Origin of the sequence: Flavobacterium urumqiense (assembly GCF_900108015.1) — a bacterium.
In the GTDB taxonomy this organism is placed as follows: Bacteria; Bacteroidota; Bacteroidia; order Flavobacteriales; family Flavobacteriaceae; genus Flavobacterium; species Flavobacterium urumqiense.
This window is the reverse complement of record NZ_FNVP01000007.1, coordinates 159,831-186,827: the sequence shown is the minus strand read 5'-3', so window position 1 is coordinate 186,827 and position 26,997 is coordinate 159,831. Positions and strand designations below refer to the sequence as shown.

The 26,997-nt window shown below is 34.5% G+C and carries 17 protein-coding genes, 1 tRNA gene and 1 pseudogene; 16 read left to right on the top strand and 3 right to left on the bottom strand.

The window, feature by feature from the left end; all coding sequences use genetic code 11:
* Positions 1-20 precede the first annotated feature (20 nt).
* Complete coding sequence (gldJ, locus tag C4S35_RS10290; RefSeq protein ID WP_104000081.1) at positions 21-1,700, top strand: gliding motility lipoprotein GldJ; 1,680 nt, start codon at positions 21-23, stop codon at positions 1,698-1,700.
* 61 nt (positions 1,701-1,761) lie between these two features.
* Complete coding sequence (locus C4S35_RS10285; RefSeq protein WP_104000080.1) at positions 1,762-3,048, top strand: UDP-N-acetylmuramoyl-tripeptide--D-alanyl-D-alanine ligase; 1,287 nt, start codon at positions 1,762-1,764, stop codon at positions 3,046-3,048.
* Positions 3,049-3,112: 64 nt separating this feature from the next.
* On the opposite strand, the gene C4S35_RS10280 is transcribed toward C4S35_RS10285, so the two are convergent.
* The gene (locus C4S35_RS10280) at positions 3,113-5,977 is read right to left on the bottom strand and encodes a helix-turn-helix and ligand-binding sensor domain-containing protein (RefSeq protein WP_104000079.1); all 2,865 of its coding nucleotides are present in this window, start codon (positions 5,975-5,977) and stop codon (positions 3,113-3,115) included.
* 348 nt (positions 5,978-6,325) lie between these two features.
* Here C4S35_RS10280 and C4S35_RS10275 point away from each other — a divergent pair, with 348 nt between their 5' ends.
* From C4S35_RS10275 to C4S35_RS16045, 13 genes and pseudogenes are all read left to right on the top strand, one after another.
* The gene (locus C4S35_RS10275) at positions 6,326-9,433 is read left to right on the top strand and encodes a SusC/RagA family TonB-linked outer membrane protein (protein ID WP_104000078.1); all 3,108 of its coding nucleotides are present in this window, start codon (positions 6,326-6,328) and stop codon (positions 9,431-9,433) included.
* A gap of 14 nt (positions 9,434-9,447) precedes the next feature.
* The gene (locus tag C4S35_RS10270; protein WP_104000077.1) at positions 9,448-10,956 is read left to right on the top strand and encodes a RagB/SusD family nutrient uptake outer membrane protein; all 1,509 of its coding nucleotides are present in this window, start codon (positions 9,448-9,450) and stop codon (positions 10,954-10,956) included.
* A gap of 14 nt (positions 10,957-10,970) precedes the next feature.
* On the top strand, positions 10,971-12,056 hold the full coding sequence (locus C4S35_RS10265) for a hypothetical protein (RefSeq protein ID WP_104000076.1): 1,086 nt from the start codon (positions 10,971-10,973) through the stop codon (positions 12,054-12,056).
* A gap of 9 nt (positions 12,057-12,065) precedes the next feature.
* Positions 12,066-13,025, top strand: coding sequence for a hypothetical protein (locus C4S35_RS10260; RefSeq protein WP_104000075.1), 960 nt, complete (start codon positions 12,066-12,068; stop codon positions 13,023-13,025).
* Positions 13,026-13,103: 78 nt separating this feature from the next.
* Complete coding sequence (locus C4S35_RS10255; protein WP_104000074.1) at positions 13,104-14,204, top strand: glycoside hydrolase family 16 protein; 1,101 nt, start codon at positions 13,104-13,106, stop codon at positions 14,202-14,204.
* Between the two features lie 329 nt (positions 14,205-14,533).
* On the top strand, positions 14,534-14,728 hold the full coding sequence (locus tag C4S35_RS16055; RefSeq protein ID WP_244175245.1) for a hypothetical protein: 195 nt from the start codon (positions 14,534-14,536) through the stop codon (positions 14,726-14,728).
* 130 nt (positions 14,729-14,858) lie between these two features.
* The gene (locus C4S35_RS16050; RefSeq protein WP_244175244.1) at positions 14,859-15,017 is read left to right on the top strand and encodes an exonuclease/endonuclease/phosphatase family protein; all 159 of its coding nucleotides are present in this window, start codon (positions 14,859-14,861) and stop codon (positions 15,015-15,017) included.
* Between the two features lie 123 nt (positions 15,018-15,140).
* Positions 15,141-16,595, top strand: coding sequence for a glycoside hydrolase family 30 protein (locus C4S35_RS10245; RefSeq protein WP_244175243.1), 1,455 nt, complete (start codon positions 15,141-15,143; stop codon positions 16,593-16,595).
* Positions 16,596-16,626: 31 nt separating this feature from the next.
* The gene (locus C4S35_RS10240) at positions 16,627-18,084 is read left to right on the top strand and encodes a glycoside hydrolase family 30 protein (RefSeq protein WP_104000073.1); all 1,458 of its coding nucleotides are present in this window, start codon (positions 16,627-16,629) and stop codon (positions 18,082-18,084) included.
* Positions 18,085-18,114: 30 nt separating this feature from the next.
* Positions 18,115-19,863, top strand: a complete 1,749-nt coding sequence (locus C4S35_RS10235) for a cellulase family glycosylhydrolase (protein ID WP_104000072.1) — start codon at positions 18,115-18,117, stop codon at positions 19,861-19,863.
* A gap of 69 nt (positions 19,864-19,932) precedes the next feature.
* Positions 19,933-22,176, top strand: a complete 2,244-nt coding sequence (gene bglX / locus C4S35_RS10230; RefSeq protein ID WP_104000071.1) for a beta-glucosidase BglX — start codon at positions 19,933-19,935, stop codon at positions 22,174-22,176.
* A gap of 243 nt (positions 22,177-22,419) precedes the next feature.
* Positions 22,420-24,249, top strand: coding sequence for an acyl-CoA dehydrogenase family protein (locus tag C4S35_RS10225; protein WP_244175242.1), 1,830 nt, complete (start codon positions 22,420-22,422; stop codon positions 24,247-24,249).
* 18 nt (positions 24,250-24,267) lie between these two features.
* A pseudogene (locus C4S35_RS16045) lies at positions 24,268-24,681 on the top strand (acyl-CoA dehydrogenase); the annotation flags it as partial.
* Positions 24,682-24,775: 94 nt separating this feature from the next.
* On the opposite strand, the gene C4S35_RS10220 reads toward C4S35_RS16045, so the two are convergent.
* A tRNA-Val gene (locus C4S35_RS10220) sits at positions 24,776-24,850 on the bottom strand.
* Between the two features lie 87 nt (positions 24,851-24,937).
* A complete protein-coding gene (locus C4S35_RS10215; protein ID WP_104000070.1) occupies positions 24,938-26,170 on the bottom strand; it encodes a bifunctional folylpolyglutamate synthase/dihydrofolate synthase in 1,233 nt (410 codons plus the stop codon).
* A gap of 131 nt (positions 26,171-26,301) precedes the next feature.
* Between C4S35_RS10215 and C4S35_RS10210 the strand changes: the two genes are divergently transcribed.
* Positions 26,302-26,997: a MotA/TolQ/ExbB proton channel family protein gene (locus tag C4S35_RS10210; RefSeq protein WP_104000069.1), complete on the top strand. Its 696-nt coding sequence runs from the start codon at positions 26,302-26,304 to the stop codon at positions 26,995-26,997.

The following is a 26,997-nucleotide window of genomic DNA, read 5'->3' as shown; positions in this document are numbered from 1 at the left end:
ATTATTACCTACTAAAGAGTATGAAACTAAACAAAATTTTGGCCTTTCGATTGATAATGTCAATACTAATGATTGCAGGTTTGGCTAGTTGCAGTAAAAAATCTAGTTCCAAAAATGCATCAAGGGCTACCGGATGGAATGTTGATGGTAAAAAAGGGTCAAGTAGTAAAAAGCAAGAGACTGGACCAGGTTTGGTGTTTGTTGAAGGCGGTACTTTTACAATGGGAAAAGTGCAAGATGATGTAATGCATGATTGGAATAATACGCCAACACAACAACACGTTCAATCTTTTTATATGGACGAAACGGAAGTGACAAACTTCATGTATTTAGAATATTTAGATTGGTTGAAACAAGTCTTTCCCCCAACAGAAGAAAATTACAAAAACATATATGAAGGTGCTTCGCCAGATACTTTAGTTTGGAGAAACAGATTAGGATATAATGAAACGATGACTAATAATTATTTAAGACATCCCTCTTATGCTAATTATCCCGTTGTTGGTGTAAACTGGATTCAAGCAGTTGAATTTAGTAAATGGAGAACAGATCGTGTAAATGAAGCTGTTTTAGAAAAAAATGGTTACCTGAAGAAAAATGCTAAAACACAAGATGTTACAGCAGAAAGTTCTTTTAGTACTGAAACATATCTAAATAGTCCAACATCAACCTATGGTGGTAATGAAGAGATTGTTTTAAAAGGTAAAAAGGGAGCAAGAGCGCCTAAAGCTGGGAAAGATGGTAAAGTCACAGAAGCTAAAAATGTTTATGCACAACGATCTTCTGGAATTATTCTTCCAGAATACAGACTTCCTACAGAAGCAGAATGGGAATATGCAGCTGCAGCAGATGTAGGACAAAGAGAATATAATATTTATAAAGGACAGAAAAAATATCCATGGTCAGGAGATTACACTCGTTCAGGCAAAAGGCAAAGTAAAGGAGATCAGTTAGCCAACTTTAAACAAGGAAATGGAGATTATGGTGGTATTGCAGGTTGGTCTGATGATGGAGCTGATATTACTAATGCAGTAAAAAGTTATCCAGCCAATGATTTTGGATTATATGATATGGCCGGAAATGTAGCCGAATGGGTTCAAGATGTTTACAGACCTATTATTGATAATGAATCTAATGATTTTAATTATTTTAGAGGAAATAAATACACTAAAAATAAAATTGGTGCAGACGGGAAAGTGGAAATTGTTACTAAAGAGAATATGAAATATGATACTTTGAGTAACGGAAGAATTGTAGCTAGAAATTTCCCGGGACAAATAGCGCAAGTTCCAGTTGATGAGCAAGAAACGTATTTGAGACAAAATTTCGATAAAAGCGATAATGTCAATTACAGAGATGGGGATAAACAATCGACAAGGTACTATAACTTTGGATCTGAATCAGAGAATGAAAAACAAAAAGAAGAAAAAATCATGTACAATTCTCCTAAACACAATGTAACAACTGATAGTTTAGGTAAGATGGTTAGAAAGTATGACAAATCAAGCAAAAGAACTACTTTGATAAACGATGAAGTAAGAGTTTATAAAGGTGGATCTTGGAGAGATAGAGCGTATTGGTTAGATCCGGCTCAAAGAAGATACTTTCCTCAGGATATGGCTACCGATTATATTGGATTTAGATGTGCCATGTCAAGAGTTGGACCTAAAGCTGATAAAAAGAAATCAGCCAGAAATTAATTTTTCATAAAATAGTAATCAAAGCCCTTTCATTAGGGCTTTTTTTTTAAATAAGTTTTAAATGGATATAAGTAGCATTCATAGTTTGTTTTTAAAGTGTAAATCGGTTTCAATAGATACTCGTAAAATTGAAACCGATTCCTTATTTATAGCTATAAAAGGAGATCGTTTTGATGCCAATAGTTTTACTAAAGAAGCATTGGACAAAGGAGCTTCTTATGTGATAATTGATAACGAAACATATTATATCGACCAAAGGACTATTTTAGTTGAAGACAGTTTAGTTACACTTCAGCAATTAGCGAAGTTTCATCGAGAATATTTAAAATTGCCTGTAATTGCTCTTACTGGGAGCAACGGTAAAACAACTACCAAAGAACTCTTAGCTGTTGTTCTTTCAAAAAAATATAGAATCAAAGCCACCGTTGGAAACTTAAATAATCATATTGGAGTGCCTTTGACTTTGCTTTCTTTTAATTCTGAAACTGAAATTGGAATTGTAGAAATGGGTGCCAACCACAAAAAAGAAATTGAATTTCTTTGTGAATTAGCGAAACCTGACTATGGTTATATCACTAATTTTGGAAAGGCACACCTAGAAGGATTTGGTGGGGTAAAAGGCGTGATTGAAGGGAAAAGTGAGATGTACCACTATCTTTTAAAGAGTGATAAACTGGCTTTTATAAACTTAGAAGATCCAATTCAAGTTGAGAAATCAAAAATATTGAAATCTTTTTCTTTTGGAATTAATAAAGAAAATGCCGATGTAAATATTACGGAAGTAAAAGCGAATCCTTTTGTAATAATTAGTTCTTCGGGCTTTACTATTTCATCTCATTTAATAGGTCTCTATAACGCCAATAATATAAATGCTGCACTAACTGTAGGAAAGTATTTTGGCGTAGCGGATTCAGCAATTAAAGAAGCGTTGGAAAGTTATGTTCCCGAAAACAATAGGTCGCAATTATTAACCAAAGGAACAAATGAGATTATTTTGGATGCGTATAATGCGAATCCGAGTAGCATGACTGTTGCAATCGAAAATTTCCTCCAGTTAGATAATCCAAATAAGATTATGATTTTGGGGGATATGTTTGAGTTGGGTGAAGAAAGTCAACAAGAACATCAGGCAATTGTAACTTTGCTTTCTAATAAAGAAAAAGTGAAATGTTATTTTATCGGGAACGCATTTTATGACGATAGAATTAATAAAAATAATTTTTGGTTTTACGAGACATTTGAAACCTTTTCAGATTATTTAAAAGAAACTAAAATTGAAAACAGTACGATTTTAATAAAGGGTTCAAGAGGAATGGCTTTAGAGCGAACGTTAGATTTCTTGTCATAATAGCTTTTGTTTTTTTAAAATTTAAAAGCCATCATTTTAATTTATGATGGCTTTTTTGTTCCTATTAAATGCTCATTAGAAATCCGATGAGATTTTCTTTTTTGTTCAATTCTAATTTTTTCCTCAATCGGTAGCGTGCTAATTCAACCCCACCACCTGAAATATTCATGATTTCGGCAATTTCTTTTGTAGACATATTCATCAGTAAATAGGTTGATAAATCTAATTCTCGCGGAGAAATTGTTGGATATTTTTCTTTCAATCTTTTTAGAAAATCAAAATGAACATTTTTGATGTGTTTTTCCAGATCTTTCCAGCTTTTGTCTGCATTTACTTCCTTTGTTATACTTCTATTCAGTTTGGTAAATTGGAATTTGGTTGATTCATCAAAGGATTCTACATTAATGTCTTTCAGTTTGTAGATGATTCCATTCAGGATTTTATTTTTCTTTACAACTTGCAAAGAATTATTCACGAGTTCCTTGTCTTTTGCTAAAATTTTAATTTGAAGTTTGTCGTTTTTTAATTTTTCAATCTCTTTTTCCAGTTCATATTGTTCTTGTCTTATTTTTGATTCTTTTTCTAAATAGAGCCTTCTTTGTTCTATAATTTCATAGTATTTGTTTTTTCGTATTTTCGTTTTTATTCGTTTTCTAATGTAAATAATAGAAGCAGCAATAAGTAAAATATAAAATAAATAGGCTAAAAAATGTCTGTACCAAGGAGGAAAAATGCTAAAATTTAATGTGCTTTTTTCAGATTGTTTACCATAATTAGTTCTGGCTTTTAACTTCATCGTGTAATCGCCTTCTTTTAAATTGGTGTATTCTTTAATGGCAATTGCAGACCAATTGCTCCATTGATTATCAAATCCTTCCAATTGATATGAAAATTCTAAATTTTCCAGATTTTCATACGAAGGGGATGAAAAGGTAAATTTCACATGATTAGATGAATATGGAATTTTGTAATTGTCCAGTGCTTTTTGCCCGTTTCCTAGAATAATAGTATCTCCTGGGAATGAAAAGCCCCTTATGTATGCTTTTGGTTTTGCTTCGTAATTGTTTAATAGATTGGGATTATAGTGTGCTAATCCATCTGTTAAACCAATGAAAGTATCGTTAGGGCCAGTTGTATTTATAGACAGATTATTAGAGACTATATTGCCGGTAAGTTTTGAAAAAGGGGCGACAATATTTTTATAACCACCCTGGTTTGTTTTCATTAAAACAGCTAATGATTCTCCAAATATATACCAAATATTGCCATTTCTGTCTTGGGTTAATGAATTTATTTTTGGAATTTTGGCAAATAAAGCACTCATTTTTTTATCTTCAAAAAAAAGATTTTGCTCGTAGGAATACTTAAAAAAGCGATTGTTTGTTTGAAAATAGATCTTGTTATCTAATTGTTGAATGTTGGCAATTCCTTTTGTAGTTTTCGATAAATTTTCGTATGTTTCAATAGATTCGAACTTATTCAAATCTTCACTTAATGTCATTCTATAAACAAGATTGTCTTTTTTTGCCCAAAGGTTTTTATCGTGCAGTTCAAATAATCCCGACGACCTAGAGAAACCTTCAATTTTGTTTTTAAACAGCCAGCCAGTTGATGTTTTTTCAAATATTGAAAAGCCATTGTAATTTGATCCAATTAAATAATTGGGATGATTAGGGATTTTTTTGAACTGCCAATATCCTACATTATCAAGTATTTTTATAGTTTTTCCCTCTGATATCAATAAAGCACCTGTGTTGTGTGCGCAAAATAATTGATCATCAATCACTTGGATATTCCATGCTTGTCCGGTAGTTCCTTCAACTAGTTTAAAAGTATCTTCTTTAATAGAGTTGTTCCAGGAATGATAAAAAACACCCTGATTTGTGGCTACGTAAAGATTTTCTTTATGGATAGCTGTAGCGTAAACCGTGCTAATATTGTAACTAAAGCGAAAATAAGTAAAAGGAGAATTTTCATTTATAAATGTTATTCCGTTATCAAGACCTAGCCAAAGATTATTTTTACTGTCTACAAAAGAAGTTAGGACGGTATTGTTCTGAAGGCCTTTTGTGCGATTGAAATGTTGAATTATTTTTCCATTTAAATCAAAAACGATTATCCCGTCTAAAACGGAATTAAGCACGATGAATTTATCTTTTATGGTAATGCCTCCAAGGGAACTGTTCTTTTTAATGAAAACATTCGCTTCCGTATTCCAAGGAATCATTTTGTCATTTTCATATATAAAAAGACCTTTGTTTAAAGTAGCCACTAACAACTTGTTTTTAGGTAAAGAAAACATACCCCAGATTTCTGTATTGTTTAAAATTGTAGAGTTTTTTAGCTGGAATAGTTTTCCGTTTCTGTATTCCAATATTCCTAGAGAAATATCTTGGATATAGATGTGGTTTTTTACTTGAAAAGAGAACTGGAATCTTTTAGGCGCTTCAAGAACTTTGACTTTTTTATTCTTAAAAATATATGTTCTTTCAAATGACTGAAAAATAACTTCGTCATTATGAATGTGTATTTTCCAAATAAAATCCATCAGTTTGAGACTACTCTTATTTATTGTTTTGGATAAAGAAAAATAACTCAGTCTTCCTTTTGAAGTAGGTTTAAAATACCCAAATTCAGTATAACCACCCACAAAAATTTTACCAGAATCATCAATTTTCACACATCTTACGGCGATAGAGTTTGGTATATTATATTTTCTCCATGAGGAACCGTCAAATTGAAAAAGACCATTATTGTTAGCAAAATATAAATTACCGTTTTTGTCTTGGTCAATATCCCAGTTTTGAGTGCCTCCTTTATAATCGGATCTTTTATAATTTTGAATGTCTGGAAGTCCAATGTTTTTGACCTGACTCAAGAGTGTTGTTGTTACTAATAAAATCAGGATATGGAATTTTGTAAAATTCATGTTTAAAATCTAAATGTAATGAATTGATTGTTGTGAGAATGAAAATCAATTTCTCTTCGTTAAATGATAAGAAGGAGTTGTGTTTTATATCAAATTTGATAAAAAAAGAAGTTTTTTCATTTCTTTTATAAATGTAGTGGTTTTTTTTGAAATTAACATTTAGATAACATTACAAAATTAAATTTAAAGTATTCAAATAGTATGGTTTATGTAAAATTTGATGTGTTTTTGTGATGTTATAAAAAAGCCTTTGATGTGTTTTTGTAAGGAATAATTAATGTACAAATTAAAAAAATAGAATTATTATTGCTAGAAATTAGTAATTAATTAACAAAAATTTTTAGAAATATGAAATTTACAAAATTGTTTATTTTTTGTTTTTTATCTATTCTATTCTCAGTTTACACACAAGCACAAGATGTTACTGTAAGCGGAAAAGTTTATGATGAAAACGGACTTCCCATTCCAGGAGTATCTATTTTAATTAAAGGAACTTCTAAAGCTACTGCTTCGGATTTTGATGGAAATTATCAGATAAAGGCCCTGTCAAAAGAAACGTTAGTATTCAATTATCTTGGGTATACTTCAATTCAGGAAGTTATTAATGGGAGAAATCGGATTGATGTTAAACTTCGTGTCTCCGAGCAATCCTTGCAGGAAGTTGTCGTTGTAGGATATGGAACTCAAAAGAAAAGTGTAGTTACTGGTGCAATTTCAAGTGTCAAAGCAAAGGATCTTGAGAAAGTTCCTAACGGCCGAATCGAGCAAGCTTTACAAGGTAGAGTTTCAGGAGTTACCATTGCAGCTAGTTCAGGTCAACCGGGCTCATCATCTACAATTCGAATTAGAGGGGTGACTACTTTTGGGGGCGGAAATGATCCTCTTTGGGTTGTTGATGGTGTTGTTGTTGATGCAGGTGGAATAGGGTTTCTTAATCAATCCGATATTGAATCGATAGAGGTGCTAAAAGATGCTGCTTCTGCTGCAATTTACGGAACACGTGCTGCAACCGGAGTTATTTTGGTTACTACCAAAAAAGGAAAATCTGGAAAAATCACAGTAAACTATAACGGATTTTCTGGGATTTCAGCACCCGAAAAGACATTGCATTTATTAAACGCAACTCAATATGGCGCGTTATTAAATGAAAAATCAGTTGCTGCCGGAGGACCTGTTGTATTTCCTAATTTAGCAGTTTTAGGAGTAGGAACGGATTGGCAAAAAGCTATTTTTAATACCAGTGCTTTTCGTTATTCTCATGAATTAAGTATAAGTGGAGGAAGTGATGTTTCTAATTTTTATGCTTCTTTTGGAATTCAAGATCAGGAAGGTATAGTTTCTACTGAAATTTCAAATTATACCAAAAAGAACTTCCGTTTAAACTCGACTCACAAATTATCAAAAGTATTTACTTTCGGACAGACTTTTGGTTTTTCGAGACAAAAAACAGTTGGAATTGGGAATACAAACAGTGAATTTGGTGGACCGTTAAGTTCTGCAATCAACTTGGATCCAACCACTCCAATTATTGAGACAGATCCTGTTAAAATAAATAATGCACCTTACAGTACTAATCCTGTAATTCGTGATGCAAATGGAAATCCTTATGGAATTTCAAGCTTAGTTGGTCAAGAAATGACTAATCCTTTGGCGTATGCCAAAACTAGATTGGGAGGGTATGGTATGTCTGATGACATCGTTGGTAATGCCTATTTCGAGGCAGCAGTATCCAAGCATATCAAAGTGAGATCGACTATTGGAGGTAAATTGTCTTCTTGGGGTGGGCAGGGTTTTACACCTGTTTTTTACTTAAGTGCTACTTCAAATGTGCTTAAAAACAGTTACGGTAAGAATGAAAATAAAAGTTTTGCATGGAATGTAGAAAACATAGTTACCTATGCGAATCAGTTCGGAAACCACAATTTAACGGTTTTATTAGGTCAGGGTTCTTATGTCGACAATATTGGAGGAGGATCAAGTTCTACTATGTTTGGACTGCCGATTGGAGATTATCGGGATGCTTCTTTCAATTTTGATGTTCCGCAATCAAACAGAAGCAGCGGTACCTACGATTTAACGGAGCATAAATTAACTTCATTGTTTTCACGTGTAAATTATGACTATAAAGAAAAATATCTATTCACAGGAATTATTCGTCGCGATGGTTCAAGTCGTTTTGGAGCAAATAATAAATTTGGAGTATTTCCATCTTTCAATTTAGGATGGGTAGTAACCAAAGAAGATTTTTGGAAAGAAAATAATGTGCTCAATACATTGAAAGTTAGAGGAGGATATGGAGTGGTAGGAAATGATGCAATACCGAATTTTAGATATCTTTCTCTTGTAGAAGGAGGATATAATTATTCTTTTGGAAATACAGGTGCTATTACGACAGGTTATTCAAACCTAACGTTAGACAATCCTGATTTGCGATGGGAGGAAACAGCGCAAACGAATATTGGCTTTGAATCGAGATTTTTCAATACGGTAAACCTTACGGTTGATTTGTACAAAAAATCTACCACTGGAATTTTGCGTCCCATTAATATACCAGGTTATGTAGGTGTTGGAGCAAATCCTACTGGAAACGTCGCTGACATGGATAATAAAGGTATTGAGGTTGAACTAGGGTATAAAAAGAAATTCGGAGAAGTAAATTTCTCGGTTAACGGAAATATCGCTTACTTAAAAAACACCGTAACTTTCATCGCTGCTGATTCAAATTATATTACAGGTGATGCATCTTTTCAATCTATGGGGCCAGTAACAAGAACACAAGTGGGACAATCATATAATTCATTCTACGGATTTAAGACTGCTGGAATTTTTCAAAATCAAGCTGAAATTGCCGCTTATACAAATGTTGCTGGAGGTTTAATTCAACCAAATGCACGTCCAGGGGATTTCCGATGGGTTGATACAGACGGGAATGGTGCTATAGGTGATGCTGATAAACAATTTTTGGGAAGTAATATCCCAAAATATACTTATGGTTTAACTTTAAATTTAGATTATAAAAATTTTGACTTTATGGCCTTTATGCAGGGTGCTGCCGGAAATAAAATTTTTCAAGGATTGAGAAGATTGGATGTGAGTAACGCGAACTATCAAACCATTGCATTAAGCAGATGGACTGGTGAGGGAACATCAAATCAGTATCCTAGACTTACAAATGATGATACAAATGATAATTTTGCGAAAATGTCAGATTTCTATCTAGAAAAAGGAGATTATCTTAGATTAAAATTAGTTCAGGTTGGATATTCATTACCAAGTGATGTGATTAGTAAAATTGGCGCCAGTAAAATACGTTTTTATTTAACTGCCGAGAACTTATTGACTATAACTAAATACACGGGTTACGATCCTGAAATTGGTGGAGGTGTATTCGGAATAGACAAAGGGATTTATCCACAAGCAAGAACATTTATGCTTGGAGCCAATTTACAATTTTAATAAAATCAAGAATTATGAAAACGATAAAATTTAAATATTTATTTATAGCAGTAGCAGTGGTTTCCTTAGGTTCTTGTTCTGAGGACTTTGTGAATGTTACACCAAAAGGTTCTTTTCTTTCTGACAATTATTATGCGAACGAGGAACAAGCGACTGCTGCCTTGGTGGGAGTTTATGATCCCATTAGAAAAAATTCAGGGGGTTTTGAAAATATAATTTCCATGATGAATGCAGGATCAGACGACTTCTATGCAGGAGGAGGGGGAGCAACTGATGGAGCAGGAATTCAAGGTTTTTCTACACATAAACTTACCGCTACAACCGTTCCGGAAAGTTTTTGGAACGATCATTACCAAGGTATTTTCAGAGCAAATACTTTGCTTTTAAAATTACCAGAAGTTGCGATGACTGATAATTTAAAAGCTCGATTTACCGCAGAATCGAAAGCATTGCGCGCGATCTATTATTTTAATTTAGTGCGAATATTTAAAAATGTTCCCTTGCTGTTAAACCCTTTGACTGCTACTACTATGTATGATGTAGAGCAGTCTGCTCCTGAAGCAATTTACGTACAGATAGAAAAAGATTTATTAGAAGCAATAACTATTTTGCCAACAAGTGTACCTGCCGCAACAGAATCTGGACGTCTTACTAAAGGTGCCGCTCAAGCAATGTTAGGAAAAGTATATTTATACGAAAATAAAAAAACGGAGGCTGCTGCTGTCTTGGCTCAAGTGAATGGTACGCCTGGCGCAACGAATCAATATGGAAATAAATTGCTGTCTAATTTTAATGATTTATGGGTTGTTGCCAATAAATTTAATACAGAGTCAATTATAGAAGTATCGCATACAAGTGCGGGTAATTCTGATTGGGGATTTTGGGGAAGTGGTAGAGACGAAGGAAATTCATTGAATGTTATGATAGGACCTAGAAGTTATTCAAGACCCTCTGGTTCTACAGCTGCTGATCTGCCATCAGGATGGAGTTTTAATGTTATCACACAAGATTTATATGATGCTATCAAATTAGATCCAAGATTTGGAGCTACTGTATTTGATTTAAAAGCGCTAAAAGCAGCTGGTCAGGCGGATTATATTGGTGGCTATCAAGATACAGGATATTTCTTAAATAAATTCCTTCCAAGAAAAACAGATGTTCGCACTGGAGGTGGAGCAGCAGAGTTAAATTACAGACAGAATACCTATGTAATTAGGCTTGCAGATACGTATTTGATGGAAGCGGAAGCTTTAGGCTCAGGACCAAGAGCACAAGCTTTACTTGATGCGGTTAGACTAAGAGTTGGTTTGCCTTCTGTTCCGGTTACACTTGCAGCGATTAAAAATGAAAGAAGAATGGAACTTGCAGGGGAAGGACACAGGTTTTTTGATTTAGTAAGATGGGGAGATGCTGCAACTAAATTAGCAAGCAGAGGTTTTGTTGCGGGTAAAGATGAAATTTTTCCATTACCAACCAGAGAGCTTCAAGGGACCAAATTGAAACAAAATCCAGGGTATAATTAATAAAAGATAAAATTATGAAAAAAATAAAATTTATTTTCAGCTTTGTATTATTGCTGGCTGTTACTGTTAGTTGTACGGTTGAAGGAATCAATACTGATACGGCACTTTTAGGAACAGATTCAGCAGCAAATGTTAATAAAATATTTGATATTAGTACTGATAACTCAGGAAAAGTTAAGATAACTCCAACAGCTAATGGTGCTACTTCGTTTCAGGTAGTTTATGGTCAGGGTACTGGATCTGCAGCTACAGTTGCTCCTGGTTCAAGTACAATTCATGTTTATCCAGAAGGAAAATATGTAGTAAAAATTATAGCTACTTCTATTTCTGGTGCTAAAACAGAACAAACATTTCCATTAGAGGTTGTTTACAGAGCGCCCGAAAGCTTACTTATTTCTACATCTGGTGAGATGAAAGTAAAAGCTACAGCATTATACGCTAAATCATTTTTAGTATATTATGGAGATGTAGCAAATGAAGTTGGTACTCCTATGGCGATAGGCCAAGAATTACCAGCGCACACATACCCCGCAACTGGTGGACCTTTTATTTTGAAAGTAGTTGCTCAAAGTGGTGGTGCAGCAACTACGCAAGGAACGAAAACATTATTTGGATTTCCAATTGATTTTGAAACGGCGGCAGTAAATTACTTTTTTGGAACTTTTGGGAATGTCACTTTTTCTAAAGTAGCAAATCCAAATGCGACAGGTTTAAATACTAGTGCAACAGTAGGGAAATATACAAAATCAATGGGGGCGGCTTCATGGAGCGGTACGTATAGCCCATTGAATATTCCGGTAAATTTTTCTTACGGAAAAAAGATCAAAGTTTTAGCTTATAATCCTGATCCTGCTAATATTGGTAAAAAATTAAATGTTGAGTTAGAATGGTCCGTTGACGGAAATCCAGAAAATGGTGTTGCGGTAATAAAAGTGCCATTTACTAAATCTGGTGCTTGGGAAGAAATTATATTTGATTACAGTGCTATTTCAGGAATACCAGCGGGAGCCAAATTTACGCAACTTGTTTTGCGCTACAATGATTCGGATTCAGGAATTGGAGAAGTTATTTATGTGGATAACATTAGATTAACAAATTAAAATAAAACTATGAGAACAAATATAAAATTCATTTTTGGAGTTTTCTTTGTGTTACTTCTAACATTAAGTAGTTGTACGCAGGAAATTTATTCGTTAGGAGATTTAACAGCTCCGTCAAACATTGTTATTGCGACTCAAGTTGTAGGACAAGATGCAACGCATCCAAATGGTGATGGGTCAGGGATCGTGAAAATTTCTATAACTGGTCACGATGTGCTTTCTTATAAAATAGATTATGATGCCAATACAGCGGTGGATTTAGTTTATTTGCCAAATGGTACTACTACCAAAAAATACACAACACTTGGTGTAAATACGTATAGAATTACTGTTGTTGCTTTCGGTAAAGGTGGATCTTCTACTAATGTTACTAAAGATGTTACCGTAAGAAGTGATTTTACTGTTAATCCTGCAATTGTTACTGCTTTAACAAATGACACATCAAAAACTTGGGTTGTTGATAAAAGTGTGGCAGGTCATTTAGGTGTAGGTCCTTGGAATGTTTCTTCTATAAGACCGGAATGGTGGGCTTCAGGGGTTAATGAAAAGGTAGCTTCTGCAAATTGTTTTTACACAGCCACTTTTACTTTTGCTAAAGTCGCCGGTACAGGAACATTCTCTTTACAAGTTGCTACTCCAGATGGGGCATTTACAAAAACAGGTTCATTAACAACTCTTCCGGGAATTCCCGCAACAGGAGATGAAGGATGTTATAATTATGGAGGGGGAACTTCTGCTTTTTCTTTTATTCCTTCTTCAAGTGGAGCACCGGCATTGCCTTCAACGTCAAATAATTCACCATCAACTCAAACGAGTATTCTATTATCTGGAGTTACTACTTTTATAGGATATGGTGCTGTACAGAAAGAATATGAAATTTTAGTGATGACTTCAACTTATATGTATGTAAGAGTACAAGGAACCGAAACTGGTAATGCTTGGTATTTAAAATTAAAACCAGCACTCTAATAAATTGGAATAAAATAAAACTCAGGACTATATTGGATAGTTCTGAGCTTTATTTTAATATTGATCATAAAAAAATAAATGATGGGAAATAATGTTTTGCTTCAATTTTCAAAAAACAATCAATTCTCGAAGATTTTGTTTTTTATCGCTTTAGCTAATTTTTTCTACTTGTTTTCCTGTAGTGGGAATAATAATGTTGGAGATGTAGCAATAATGGTGCCTTCAAATCTTGCAATTTCCGCAACATTAGATGGGTCTAACGCTCAAAATCCAAATGGTGATGGTAGTGGGACAGTAAATATTAATATTAGTGCAACTAATGCAACTTCCTATAAAATTTTACTTGGAAACGGAGAAACTAAAGAGTTAACAAATGGGAATTTAACTTATACCTATACAACAGCAGGGACAAATACCTATGTTATATATGTGTCTGCATACAATTCAGGACATTTTGTTTCTTCAACACTTTCATTAACAGTTTTCGTGGGATCTTCACTAGTTTGGTCCGATGAATTTAACATCGATGGAGCGCCTGATAGTTCAAAATGGGGTTATGATTTAGGTGCTGGCGGTTGGGGGAATAACGAATCTCAATATTACACGAACCGAACTGAAAATGTAATTATTCAAAATGGATTTTTAAAAATCAAAACCATAAAAGAAAACTTCAGCGGAAGTAATTATACTTCTGCCAGGATTCTTTCAAAAGATAAATTCTCTTTTAAATATGGAAGAGTAGAAATTAGGGCAAGACTGCCTTTTGGTGGTGGAACTTGGCCTGCGTTGTGGATGTTAGGAAATAATGTCAGCACAGCCGGATGGCCCGCTTGTGGAGAAATTGATATGATGGAACATGTTGGCAACGAACTAAATAAAATTCATGGAACCCTTCATTCTCCCGGACGTTCAGGAAACTCACCCGATACTGGAACGGTGCTAATTTCAAATGTTGCAACTGAGTTTCATATTTATAGTATAGATTGGTCCGCTACGTCAATTAAGTTTTATGTTGACAATCAATTGTTTTATACATTTTCTAATGCATCTAGTTTTCCTTTTAATCAGAATTTTTTCTTGATTATCAATAGTGCAATGGGTGGTGGTTTTGGAGGAAGTATAGATCCCAATTTTATTTCTTCCACTTTTGAGGTTGATTATGTACGGGTTTACAATTAATAAGTTTGGTTAGTTAGTTCTTCATTGTGAGCTTCTATTTGTAAGTTGGATCGAAGCTCTGGTGGAGATTAATAAATTAAAATAAAGAAATGAATCAGTCAAAAAGAATAATTTATTCTGTGCTTTTTCTTCTAATAAGTGCCTTCTTAAATGCTTAAACATTAAAAGTAATGACCTGCAACACTCGTCTTGATGCTGCCAGTAATGGCTAGAATGATTGGAATCATTGTAAAGATTATTTCAGTTCTCAAATTCAATTTTACGAACCGGATATTTTTGGAGTGCAAAAAGCAAAACCCAATTAGGTTATTGATATTACAACGTCATTATTGCAAAGTGATAATATTGGTATTGGAATTGACGAAATTGAGCAAGGAGAATCGTCCAACGTTTTTTATAAAAAAGAACGATTTAGAGTTAAAGAAACCAATACTTTTGGCTCTCTGAAACACCGAATAAAATTACCAAGGGCTGGGATGCTACTTGCAACAGATTTTGTAAATATTCGTTTTTCAAAGGTTTAAAAAAAAATAACTTTTTTGGGTTTTTAACACGTATTTGAACCACAATTTGGAAGCCGCAAGAACCGAAGGAATACAGCTTATTCTTTCGAAAATAAGGGAATTGTAAGCCAAAAGATATCCTATAATTTTCATGGGAGATTTCAATTCAGAACTAAATGAAGAGAGAATAATAGCACTAAAAAAAGTGATAGATGATTTTAGAGAAGTCTCACAAGAGAAGCCTTTTAGTCCTTCCGGAACATTTAATAATTTTATGCATAAAGAGCCGTTGGCCAAATTGATAGACTAAATTTTTATTACTAAAAATAGTATTTTAAAAGTAAAAAAATATGCGATTTTGAGTGATTCAAAAGATTTAAGATATCCATCAGATCATTTGCCGGTTTATGTCGAAATAAACTATAAATAAAATATGAACACTATAAAAAATACGATGAAAATTTTCATTTTAATAACCTTATCCGTCATACTGTCGAAATGTTCTCCGGCTAGTGATACTGTGAATCCGACTTTAAAGCAAACACTGCCGGTCGCGGTAAATGAAGTTGATTTTTGGTTGACAAAAGGCAATCAGACCATAATCCTTCAAAAACAAACATCAATTTTATCATTTGGTACAGCCTATAATAATTATGCTACTATTGAAGTTGATGATTCGCATATTTTTCAAACTGTCGATGGATTTGGATATACTTTAACCGGAGGAAGTGCCCAAGTTATTAATCAATTAAATGCACAAAAAAGGCAAGAATTATTACAGGAATTGTTTGGTGCCAATGATAATTCGATTGCAATAAGTTATTTAAGAATCAGTATTGGTGCCTCAGATATGAATGCTGCACCATTTACTTATGATGATTTGCCAAGCGGACAAACAGATGTCAATTTGGAGAATTTCAGTTTAGCTCCGGATAAAAGTGATTTGATACAAATGCTGAAAGAAATATTGGCAATCAATCCAAAGATTAAAATTATGGCTGCTCCATGGTCTGCGCCAATATGGATGAAAGATAATAATAATTTTGTTGGAGGAAGTTTGAAACCGCAGTACTACGGAGTTTATGCGCAGTATTTTGTAAAATACATCCAAAAAATGAAAGCGGAAGGAATTACCATTGATGCGATTACGCCACAAAATGAGCCTTTACACCCCGGAAATAATCCTAGTATGCTAATGCTCGCTTTGCAACAAGCTGATTTTATAAAAAATCATTTAGGGCCAGCTTTTCAAACTGCAAATTTGACGACCAAAATTGTAGTATATGACCATAATTGCAACAAACCGGAATATCCGATGGCAGTGTTAAACGATGGTTTGGCCTATCCTTTTATTGATGGCTCAGCATTTCACTTATACGAAGGAGATATAAGCGCTTTGTCAACGGTTCACAATGCTTTCCCCAATAAAAATTTATATTTCACAGAGCAATACACTTCTTCTACCGGAAGTTTTGAAGGCGATTTGAAGTGGCATGTAAAAAATGTAATTATCGGTTCTATGCGAAATTGGAGCAAAACAGCATTGGAATGGAACTTAGCCAATAACGCTTCTTTCGGACCTAATACTTCGGGGGGCTGCACTACTTGTAAAGGGGCAATAACGATAAATAGTAATGATAGTTTTACCAGAAATGTAGCGTATTATATCATTGCCCATGCTTCTAAATTTGTTCCGGCTGGTTCTGTTAGAATTGCAAGTAATTTGAGCGGTAATTTAAATAACGTGGCTTTTAAAACACCAAGTGGGAAAAAAGTTTTAATTGTTGAAAATGATGGAAATACATCCGAAATTTTCAATATTAAATACAATGGAAATTGGATGATAACTTCTTTAGAAGCGGGTTCTGTAGGAACATATATTTGGTAAAAAATAGCAATTTTAATATAATATTTATAGTATGAAAAAAATAATCACAACAGCACTTTTGGCGGTGTCTTTTTTCGCCATTTCGCAACAGAAAAACAAAACTAAACCAGCATCTTTTTCTGTAAAAGATAGGACGGTTGCTGTTTATACTTCTGCTGACGGTACAAATTTAAGATTGAACAAAACAGATAATTTGCAATTCACGGATTTAAAACAGCCTTTAGAAACGCAACTATGTGTTTTTGTGAATCCAAGTAAAACCTTTCAGACATTTTTGGGTATCGGCGGGGCAATAACAGATGCAAGCGCTGAGGTTTTTGCGAAATTAACTAAAGAAAATCAGAAAGAATTCCTAGAGGCTTATTATGATAAAGAAAAAGGAATTGGGTATTCAATAATAAGAACGAATATTCATAGCTGTGATTTTAGTTCAGGAAGTTACACTTATATAGATGAAGGTGACGCGGCGCTAAAGAGTTTCAGTATTGAGCATGATAAAGAATTCAGAATTCCATTAATAAAAAAAGCAATTGCAACAGCAGGAGGAAAGGCTACATTATATGTAAGTCCATGGAGTCCACCAGCTTTCATGAAGGATACTAAAAATATGTTGAAGGGTGGTAGATTATTGCCTGAATTTTATCAGTCTTGGGCTAATTATTATGTAAAATTTATTAATAGCTATCAAAAAGAGGGAATTCCAGTTTGGGGATTAACGATTCAAAATGAGCCAATGGCTAAACAAACATGGGAATCTTGTATTTATACTGCTGAAGAAGAACGTGATTTCTTAAAAAATTATTTAGGGCCAACATTGAAAAAAGCAGGACTTGGTGATAAAAAAATTACGGTTTGGGATCACAACAGAGATTTACTGACTCAGAGAGCGAGCACGATTTTAGATGATCCGCAAGCAAATAAATATGTTTGGGGAATTGGTTTTCATTGGTATGAAAGCTGGAGCGGCGGAGCTTCTATGTTTGAAAATGTTGGAAAAGTCAACGAAATGTATCCTGATAAAAACTTGATCTTCACGGAAGGTTGCGTTGAGAAATTTGATTTTAAAAAATTACAGCTTTGGGCAAATGGGGAACGATATGGAGAATCCATGATTCATGACTTTAATAACGGAACAGTAGGCTGGACAGATTGGAATATTCTTTTGGATGAAAATGGAGGGCCAAATCATGTAGGTAATTTTTGTTTTTCTCCGATACATGGTAACACAATAACTGGGGAATTAATCTATACGCCTTCCTATTATTTTATTGGTCATTTTTCTAAATTTATTGGTAAAAGCGCAAAAAGAATAAGTAGTGTTTCCAGTCAAAGCTATTTACTAACTACTTCTTTTTTAAATCAAGATGGTAAAGCAGTAACGGTGGTTATGAATAAAACAGATAAGAAGCTAAAGTATAATTTATGTATTGGAACAAAAGCAACAGAAATTTATATTCTGCCTCATGCTATTCAAACTTTAGTTTATTAATGCTGTAACGTTTTATTTAAAAATCTTCTTATGAAAAAAATAGTTTTAATATTTCTTATTTCTTTATCAGTTCCTTCGTTTGGACAAGGGTTTTTACATAGAAATGGACAAAAAATTGTCGATGGAAATGGACAGAACATTGTGTTACGCGGTTTGGGATTAGGCGGATGGATGGTTCAGGAAGGATACATGCTCCAAACTGGTTCGTTTGCAGGTTCGCAACATGCAATAAAACAAAAGATTACGGATCTAATTGGTTCTAAAAACACTGTGAAGTTTTATGATGCCTATAAAGCAAACGGAATTACAAAAAGAGATATAGATTCATTGGCGGCTTGGGGGTTCAACTCCATTCGATTGCCCATGCATTTCAATTTGTACACATTGCCTATTGAAAAAGAAACCGTTTCAGGCCAGGATACTTGGTTGGAAGAAGGTTTCAAAATGACGGATGATTTATTGAAATGGTGTACTGCCAATAAAATATATTTGATTTTAGATTTACATGCGACTCCTGGAGGTCAAGGGAAAGATGGCAATATATCTGATTATGATGATTCAAAACCGTCTCTTTGGGAAAATCCAGCAAATCAGGATAAGATGGTGGCGCTTTGGAAAAAGTTAGCGTTACGTTATAAAGACAATCCTTGGGTTGGAGCCTATGATATCATCAATGAACCCAATTGGAATTTTACCGGAACGAATCAAAATGGCTGTGATGAAAAGTCGAACGCACCTTTAAGAGCGTTGCAGGTGAGAATTACTGAAACCATAAGAGAAGTAGATACCAATCATTTGATTTTTATAGAGGGGAATTGCTGGGGTAATAATTACAATGGGATGTTTCCGCTTTGGGATGATAATATGGCGTTGAGTTTCCACAAATACTGGAACGATAATGATGTGGCTTCTATACAAAATATGCTAAATTTTAGAACGCAATATAATGTGCCAATTTGGTTGGGTGAAAGTGGTGAAAATTCAAATGTCTGGTTTAAAGAAGCAATCTCTTTGGTAGAATCCAATAATATAGGTTGGGCTTTTTGGCCAATGAAAAAAATTGAAAATTTAGCTGGGGTAACTTCGGTTACAAAAGCACCGGAATATGAGCAATTATTAAAATATTGGACGGCCAAAGGAAAAAAGCCAACCGTAGCTTTTGCAAAAAAAGCATTAATGCAGATTGCCGAAAACTATAAAATGAAAAATCTGACTATCAGATATGATGTTATCGATGCAATGTTTAGACAAGTGCAAACAACCGATACTAAAAAATACAAAAACCATTCTTTGCCTGAGAAAGTATTCGCAACAGAATATGATTTAGGACAAAACAGATTCGCTTATTTGGATAAGGATATCGCTAATTATGATGGAACTAAATTTACCAAATGGAATAAAGGTGGCGCAATGAGAAATGATGGTGTAGACATTGAATCATGTAATGATAAAATCACTAATGGCTTTCATGTTGCGTTTATCGAGGAAGGAGAATGGTTGCAATACACAGTTGAGGTAAAATCTAAAACTACTTTTGATGTTGCTATTCGGTATTCAAGTGAGGTAGCCGGAGGGAAGCTTTTTCTTAAAGATGAAAACGGAAAAATTTCTGAAACCATTACCGTTCCGTCTTCTGGAGGAAAAAATAATTGGCAAACGATCACTTTGAAAAATGTGGTTTTAAAACAAGGAACGAATAAAATCAAAGTTTATTTCGAAAAAGGAAATTTCAACTTGAATTATTTGGAATTCAAAAGTCCAAGTAAGTTAAAAAGATAAAACACCATTTCCTACTCTTTGGATTATGGAATAAATGAATTTGATTATAAAAATAATATTGCACTTAGAATGAAAAAAATAGTAACAACAGCACTTTTATTGACCTGCTTTATGGCGTTTTCTCAACAAAAAACGATTGAACAAAATGTAGACGCTTTGCTGAAGCGAATGACTCTTGAAGAGAAAATTGGACAATTAAATCAATATACGGGAGATAATGCAGCGACTGGACCCATAACCATAAATCCTAATAAACAATCTGAAATTAAAGCAGGTTTAATTGGTTCTATGTTGAATGTTTTGGGAACGCAATACACGAGACAATACCAAGAATTAGCGATGCAATCCCGATTAAAAATTCCTTTACTCTTTGGTCAGGATGTCATTCATGGATATAAAACTACTTTTCCAATTCCATTAGCGGAAGCCGCAAGTTGGGATTTAGATGCGATGGAACTTTCGGCAAGAATTGCTGCAACCGAAGCATCGGCAAGTGGAATTCATTGGACTTTTGCGCCAATGGTGGACATTGCGCGTGATCCGCGTTGGGGAAGAGTGATGGAAGGCGCAGGGGAAGACACCTATTTAGGTTCAAAAATTGCTTATGCAAGAGTGAAAGGTTTTCAAGGAAAATTAGGTGATCTTAACTCTGTAATGGCTTGCGTGAAACATTTTGCGGCTTATGGAGCTGCTGTTGGCGGGAGAGATTATAACTCGGTTGATATGAGTGAAAGAATGCTTTGGGAAACGTATTTACCACCTTTCAAAGCTGCTTTGGATGCTGGGGCTGCAACATTTATGAACTCATTCAATGACCTTAATGGAATTCCGGCAACAGGAAATAAATATTTGCAAAGAGACATCTTGAAAGGGAAATGGAATTTTAAAGGTTTCGTCGTTTCCGATTGGGGCTCAATAGGCGAAATGATTAATCACGGATATGTAAGTGACAGTAAAGAAGCAGCATTAGCTGCTATAACGGCAGGAAGTGATATGGATATGGAAAGCAATGCGTATCGATATAATTTGGCACAATTGGTAAAAGAAAAAAAGGTCTCAATTGCGCTTATTGATGATGCGGTAAAAAGAATTTTACGCAAGAAATTTGAATTAGGATTGTTCGAAGACCCTTATAAATACTCAAATCCGGAAAGAGAACAAAAAGAACTAAACAATCTGGAATATAGAAAAGTAGCGCGAGAAATTGCAGCAAAAAGTATCGTATTGTTGAAGAATGTTAGTCCGCCGGGGAGGGAGAAAAGCATTTTGCCAATTTCAAAACAAACAAAGACAATTGCTTCTATTGGTCCTTTGGTTAAAGAACGCAAGCAAAACATGGGTTTTTGGTCCGTAGAATTGCCAGAAGTGGATTATGATAAATACGTTATTTCACAATGGGAAGGTTTACAGAATAAAGTAGGAAATACGGCCAAATTACTTTACGCCAAAGGTTGTGAAATTGAAGGCGATAACAAAGATGGTTTTGCCGAAGCAATCGCAATTGCTAATCAAGCGGATATAGTGATTTTAAGTATTGGCGAAAAAAGGGATATGAGCGGTGAAGCTAAAAGTCGTAGTAATCTTCGTTTGCCGGGCGTTCAGGAAGAGTTGATAAAAGCGATTCAAGCAACTGGAAAACCGGTTGTGGTTTTAATCAACGCAGGAAGACCACTTATTTTTAATTGGACTGCTGATAATGTTCCTGCAATTCTTTACACTTGGTGGTTAGGAAGTGAAGCAGGAAATGCCATTGCCGATGTTTTGTTTGGGGATTACAATCCTTCAGGGAAATTACCAATGTCTTTTCCAAGGGAAGAAGGACAGATTCCGATTTATTACAATCATTTTAATACGGGAAGACCAGCGAAAAATGATAATGAATCAAACTACGTTTCTGCATATACAGACTTAAAAAACAGTCCTAAATTTCCTTTTGGATATGGATTGAGTTATACTTCTTTCGAATATTCAAATTTGAAGTTATCCAAAAATAAAATTAAAAGCACTGAAAAGATAGAGGTATCCTTAACGGTAACCAATTCAGGAAAAGTGGCAGGAGAAGAAGTAGTTCAGCTGTATTTGAGAGACAAAGTAGGTTCAGTAGTGAGACCAATTATTGAACTAAAAGATTTTCAAAAAATAAAACTGAATTCTGGAGAAACTAAAACGGTCAAATTTATTATAAACAAAGAAAAATTGTCTTTTTACAACGCCAATTTGCAATGGATTGCTGAGCCGGGAGATTTTGATATAATGATTGGTTCCTCTTCTGCGGATATTCGATTACGAGACAGTTTTGAATTAATGAATTAAGAAAAGCAATATATTATCCAGTTTTTATCCTGAAAATAGTTGCAGTTTTAAAAAGAAAAAAAATCCATTAGAAATAATGGATTTTTTTTGGTTCATTCACAACGGTTTGTGAAGTGTTTTATGACTGTTTTAGTGGGGTTACAGGAATTGTTACTCATAAATAATTTACAATTATGACCTTATCCCGTAACTTTAGTCATTAAAATGAACTAACTTAACTAACGTTAAAAAATGCAAAATACTATGAAGAATCCAAAACTTAGGGCTTTTATTCCTCTTTTTTATATTGTTTGGTCAGATGATCTTTTGACACAAAAAGAGTTTTTGACTTTACAAGAGTTTATTGGTTCACAGAATTGGCTTTCCGAAAAGGAGAAAGAATTACTTTTTTCGAAAGTGAATGTTTTAGCACCTCCGTCACGGGAACAGCTTGTCCATTGGAAATCTGAAATAGAGAAAATTATTCAAGATAAACCTTCAGTGAAGTGCATTTTTGATATTTCGATAATACTTTCTGAAAACGACAAAACTGTTGTAGACTTGCGACCGGCATTTGTAGAACTTGAAAATGACCTCGGAATTTTGGGGGAAGAAGTTATAGGGGATTTTAAAAAGACTGCAGTCATTTTTACTTCAAATTATAAGACAGTCAAGAGATTTGATACCGAAATACTGACACAGATTCTGGATGGGAAAGAGGCTGCAATAATCAAGAAGGTAAAGTCAGTGATCAGCCGTCCGGAATTTGCCTATGAAACTTCGACCGACACTGATGTCTATCGTGAAAAAGTATATGATTGGTGTAAAATTCTGGCTGAAGAAAACTTAGGGAATATGGCCTATCCAAAGCAATATGGTGGGGGAGGAAATTTGGCTGATTATTTTGCCATCATGGAAACATTAAGTTATCATGATTTAAGCTTGGTGATCAAATTTGGAGTCCAATTTGGGCTTTGGGGTATGAGCATTCAATCGCTTGGTACAGAAAAACATTACATAAAATACTTGAAAGATATTGGTTCACTAAAATTAACCGGTTGTTTTGCAATGACTGAAACCAATCACGGTTCGAATGTCAAAGGACTTGAAACGATGGCGACCTACAATCACGATGACCAAACATTTACTATTCACACACCGAATGAAAATGCGCAGAAGGAATACATTGGGAACGCTGCAAATCACGGTCAGATGGCTACAGTTTTTGCCAAATTAATGATCGGTGGTAATGATTATGGCATTAATGCGTTTATAGTTCCGTTGCGTGCTACAAACGGTAATATACTAAAAGGTATTACTATTGGTGATTGCGGACTTAAAATGGGGCTTAATGGTGTTGATAACGGAACGATCCGTTTTGAAAAGGTTGTCGTTCCAAAAGAAAATATGCTAGACCGTTTTGCTTCAATAAATGAAAGCGGGGAATTTGAAAGTCCTATTCCAAGTGATAACCGACGGTTTTTTACTATGCTTGGAACCTTGGTAGGCGGCAGGATTGGAATTCCGCGTTCTGCATTGGCTGCAGCCAAATCAGGATTGACAATAGCAATATTATACAGCGACAAGCGAAGACAATTTGGGCCTGAAGGCGGTTCGGAAGTGCCGATTTTAAATTACCGTATGCACCAACGTCGATTAATTCCATTGTTGGCAAAGACTTACGCGGTTCATTTTGCGTTGCAGTATCTTACTAATCGTTTCATTAATAAAAATGAATGTGAAATGCAGGAAATCGAAGCTCTTGCCGCTGGCATGAAAGCTTATTCAACATGGAGTACCAGAGATACATTGCAGGAATGTCGCGAAGCCTGTGGTGGCAAAGGATATTTGTCCGAAAACCGGATAGATGCCTTAAAAAATGATACTGAGATTTATACCACTTTTGAAGGTGACAATACCGTATTAATGCAATTGGTAGCCAAAAATCGCCTGTCGGAATTCCGTAAATCATTTGGTGAAATGGATGCAATGGGAATAATTAATTACGTTTATGAGAATACTAAAACCGCAATTTCTGAAAAAAATCCGATTGCAACCCGAAAAACAGATGATGAACATTTACTCGACGACTAGTTTCATTTAAATGCCTTCGAGTATAGGGAAAAAACAACACAGGCTTCTGCAGCGAAGCGGCTCAAAAAGCTGATTGATAGTGGGCTTGAACCCTATGATGCATTCAATGTAGTACAGCACCAGATGATTGATGTTTCTCAAGCCTATCTCGAAAGAATTGTCCTCGAGCAATTTCAAAGAGCGATACAATCCATTAAGGATAAAAAGTGTAAAGAAATACTATTGAAATTGTGCCAATTGTATGCGCTTTCACAAATTGAAAGAAATAAAGGTTGGTATCTTGAAGATGGTTATATGGAAGGGGTAAAGACGAAAGCGATCCGTAAGATGGTGAATCAACTTTGCTGGGAAATCAGACCGGATGCGGTTTCTTTGGTTGAATCGTTTGACATTCCTAAAAGTTGCCTTGCTGCGCCAATCGCATTATATTAATTTAGCCCGTTTTACATCAATGGTTTATGTGTTAACAATAAAGTTTTTAAAATAAAGGCATAAAAAAACTCCATTATTTCTAATGGAGTTTTTGTGGGCGATGAGGGGTTCGAACCCCCGACCCCCTCGGTGTAAACGAGGTGCTCTGAACCAGCTGAGCTAATCGCCCTATTACAATTTAGTAACTTTCGTTGCTGTTATTGCGTGTGCAAATATACAGCACTTTTCTAGATTTGCAAGTAAAAAATAAAAAAAATTATAAAATTTCTGCAACAACAAAGGTGCTTCCGCCAATGAAGATAAGGTCCGATTTTGCAGCGTTCTGTTTTGCTTTTTGATAAGCAGCTGTTACAGAATTATATACTTCCCCTTTTAGACCGAATATAATTGCTTTTTTCTCTAAAATGGAAGCCTCCAGACCACGAGGAATGTTTGGTTTACAGAAATAATAAAGTGCATTTTTAGGAAATAAGGGTAGAATTTCATCCAAATCTTTGTCGTTTACTACACCTAATATGATATGTAAATCATCAAATTCTTCTTTTTGTATTTGTTTCAAAACAATTTCCAGTCCATTCTTGTTGTGTGCCGTATCGCAAATAACTTTCGGGAATTTACCTAATTGTTGCCATCTGCCTTGTAAACCTGTATTTTTTACCACGTGTAATAATCCGGATTTTATATTTTCGGTGGTAATTTTAAATTCTTTTTGTTCGTTTAAAATGGCAATAGTCTGTAAAACCGTCTTTTTATTGTGCATTTGATAATCACCAATTAAATCAGAAGGATAGTTTTCTGAAATCAAATCCGAAGCAAAATAAATTTCTGAATGGCATTCTTTGGCTTTAGCCAAAAAAACAACTTTCGTTTCTGGAGTGTATTCTCCAATCACTACAGGAATGATTGGCTTTATAATTCCCGCTTTTTCAAAAGCAATAGCATCAAGTGTGTTTCCTAAAAACGGAGTGTGATCTAATCCAATATTAGTAATCACGGAGACAAGTGGCATAATGATATTGGTTGCGTCTAATCTTCCGCCCATTCCAACTTCGATGATGGCGATGTCAACTTTTTCTTTTGCAAAATAATCGAAAGCCAATCCAACGGTCATTTCAAAGAAACTCATGTCGTTTGCTTCAAAAAAAGCCTTGTGTTTATTGATAAAGTCAGAAACAAATTCTTCAGAAATTTCTCCCGAAGCGTCGGGGCCGTTAATTTTGATGCGCTCCCGGAAATCTTTCAGGTGAGGAGAAGTGTATAATCCCACTTTATATCCTGCTTCTTGAAGTATCGAAGCCAGCATGTGCGAGGTCGAACCTTTTCCGTTGGTCCCTGCAACATGAATACATTTAATTTTTTCCTGAGGATTGTCAAGATGATCTATGAGTAAATGAGTATTGGTTAAATCTTTTTTATAGGCCGAAGCGCCCTGAAGTTGGTACATCGGTAGTTGATTAAACATCCAATTTATAGTTTCTTGATAGTCCATTTTTTTATAAAATTGTAGTGCATTAAAATATTTTCCGATTTTTTTAGTTTAATATTACATCGAAAAGTATCTTTAGTGCAAAATTGATATAATTTTTAGAATTAATGAGTAAAAAATAATAATAATAATATATGTTTAATTTTATACAATTACAGGCTGACACCATTGCTAATGCTGCTTCAAACGTAGTTATCGAGAAAATTGCCCCAAATACCGAAATATCTGTTTTAGAATTTATTTTAAAAGGAGGATTCTTTTTAATCCCAATTTCAATTCTATTATTTTACACTTTTTATCTAATCATAGAACGTACATTGTATATTAATAAAGCATCTAAAATTGATCACCGATTGATGTTAGATGTCAGAGATAATCTAAATTCAGGTAATTTGGAATTGGCACGATCAATCGCTGAAAGGAGCAACACGGCTTCCGGTAACATTATTAAAGAGGGAGTCCTTGTAATTGGCAGACCAATCAGTGAGATAGAATCTAATATGGATCGCGCTGCCGACATTGAAATTGGAGAAATGGAGAAACATTTAGGTCAATTAGGGCTTATCGCCGGTATTGCCCCTACATTAGGATTTATTGGAACTATTTCTGGAGTAATAAAAATATTTTATAGTATTTCGGTTACTGAAAACATAAGTATTGGTAATATTTCTGGAGGGTTATACGAGAAAATGATCAGTAGTGGTTCTGGGTTGTTAGTTGGCATTATTGCATACAGTGCTTATCATCTTTTAAATGGGAAGATTGATAATTTTGCTTTAAAAATTCAAAAACAAATACTGGAATTCGTAAATATTATTCAAAGATCGTAA

Bases quoted from the DNA above. Each gene is read 5' to 3' on its own strand.
- C4S35_RS10255 (WP_104000074.1), top strand. From the start codon at position 13,104: ATGATGGGAAATAATGTTTTGCTTCAATTTTCAAAAAACAATCAATTC.
- bglX (WP_104000071.1), top strand. From the start codon at position 19,933: ATGAAAAAAATAGTAACAACAGCACTTTTATTGACCTGCTTTATGGCG.
- C4S35_RS10275 (WP_104000078.1), top strand. From the start codon at position 6,326: ATGAAATTTACAAAATTGTTTATTTTTTGTTTTTTATCTATTCTATTC.
- C4S35_RS10225 (WP_244175242.1), top strand. From the start codon at position 22,420: ATGAAGAATCCAAAACTTAGGGCTTTTATTCCTCTTTTTTATATTGTT.
- C4S35_RS16050 (WP_244175244.1), top strand. From the start codon at position 14,859: ATGGGAGATTTCAATTCAGAACTAAATGAAGAGAGAATAATAGCACTA.
- C4S35_RS10265 (WP_104000076.1), top strand. From the start codon at position 10,971: ATGAAAAAAATAAAATTTATTTTCAGCTTTGTATTATTGCTGGCTGTT.
- C4S35_RS10210 (WP_104000069.1), top strand. From the start codon at position 26,302: ATGTTTAATTTTATACAATTACAGGCTGACACCATTGCTAATGCTGCT.
- C4S35_RS10270 (WP_104000077.1), top strand. From the start codon at position 9,448: ATGAAAACGATAAAATTTAAATATTTATTTATAGCAGTAGCAGTGGTT.
- C4S35_RS10245 (WP_244175243.1), top strand. From the start codon at position 15,141: ATGAACACTATAAAAAATACGATGAAAATTTTCATTTTAATAACCTTA.
- C4S35_RS10260 (WP_104000075.1), top strand. From the start codon at position 12,066: ATGAGAACAAATATAAAATTCATTTTTGGAGTTTTCTTTGTGTTACTT.
- C4S35_RS10235 (WP_104000072.1), top strand. From the start codon at position 18,115: ATGAAAAAAATAGTTTTAATATTTCTTATTTCTTTATCAGTTCCTTCG.
- C4S35_RS10240 (WP_104000073.1), top strand. From the start codon at position 16,627: ATGAAAAAAATAATCACAACAGCACTTTTGGCGGTGTCTTTTTTCGCC.
- C4S35_RS10280 (WP_104000079.1), bottom strand. From the start codon at position 5,977: ATGAATTTTACAAAATTCCATATCCTGATTTTATTAGTAACAACAACA.
- C4S35_RS10215 (WP_104000070.1), bottom strand. From the start codon at position 26,170: ATGGACTATCAAGAAACTATAAATTGGATGTTTAATCAACTACCGATG.
- gldJ (WP_104000081.1), top strand. From the start codon at position 21: ATGAAACTAAACAAAATTTTGGCCTTTCGATTGATAATGTCAATACTA.
- C4S35_RS10285 (WP_104000080.1), top strand. From the start codon at position 1,762: ATGGATATAAGTAGCATTCATAGTTTGTTTTTAAAGTGTAAATCGGTT.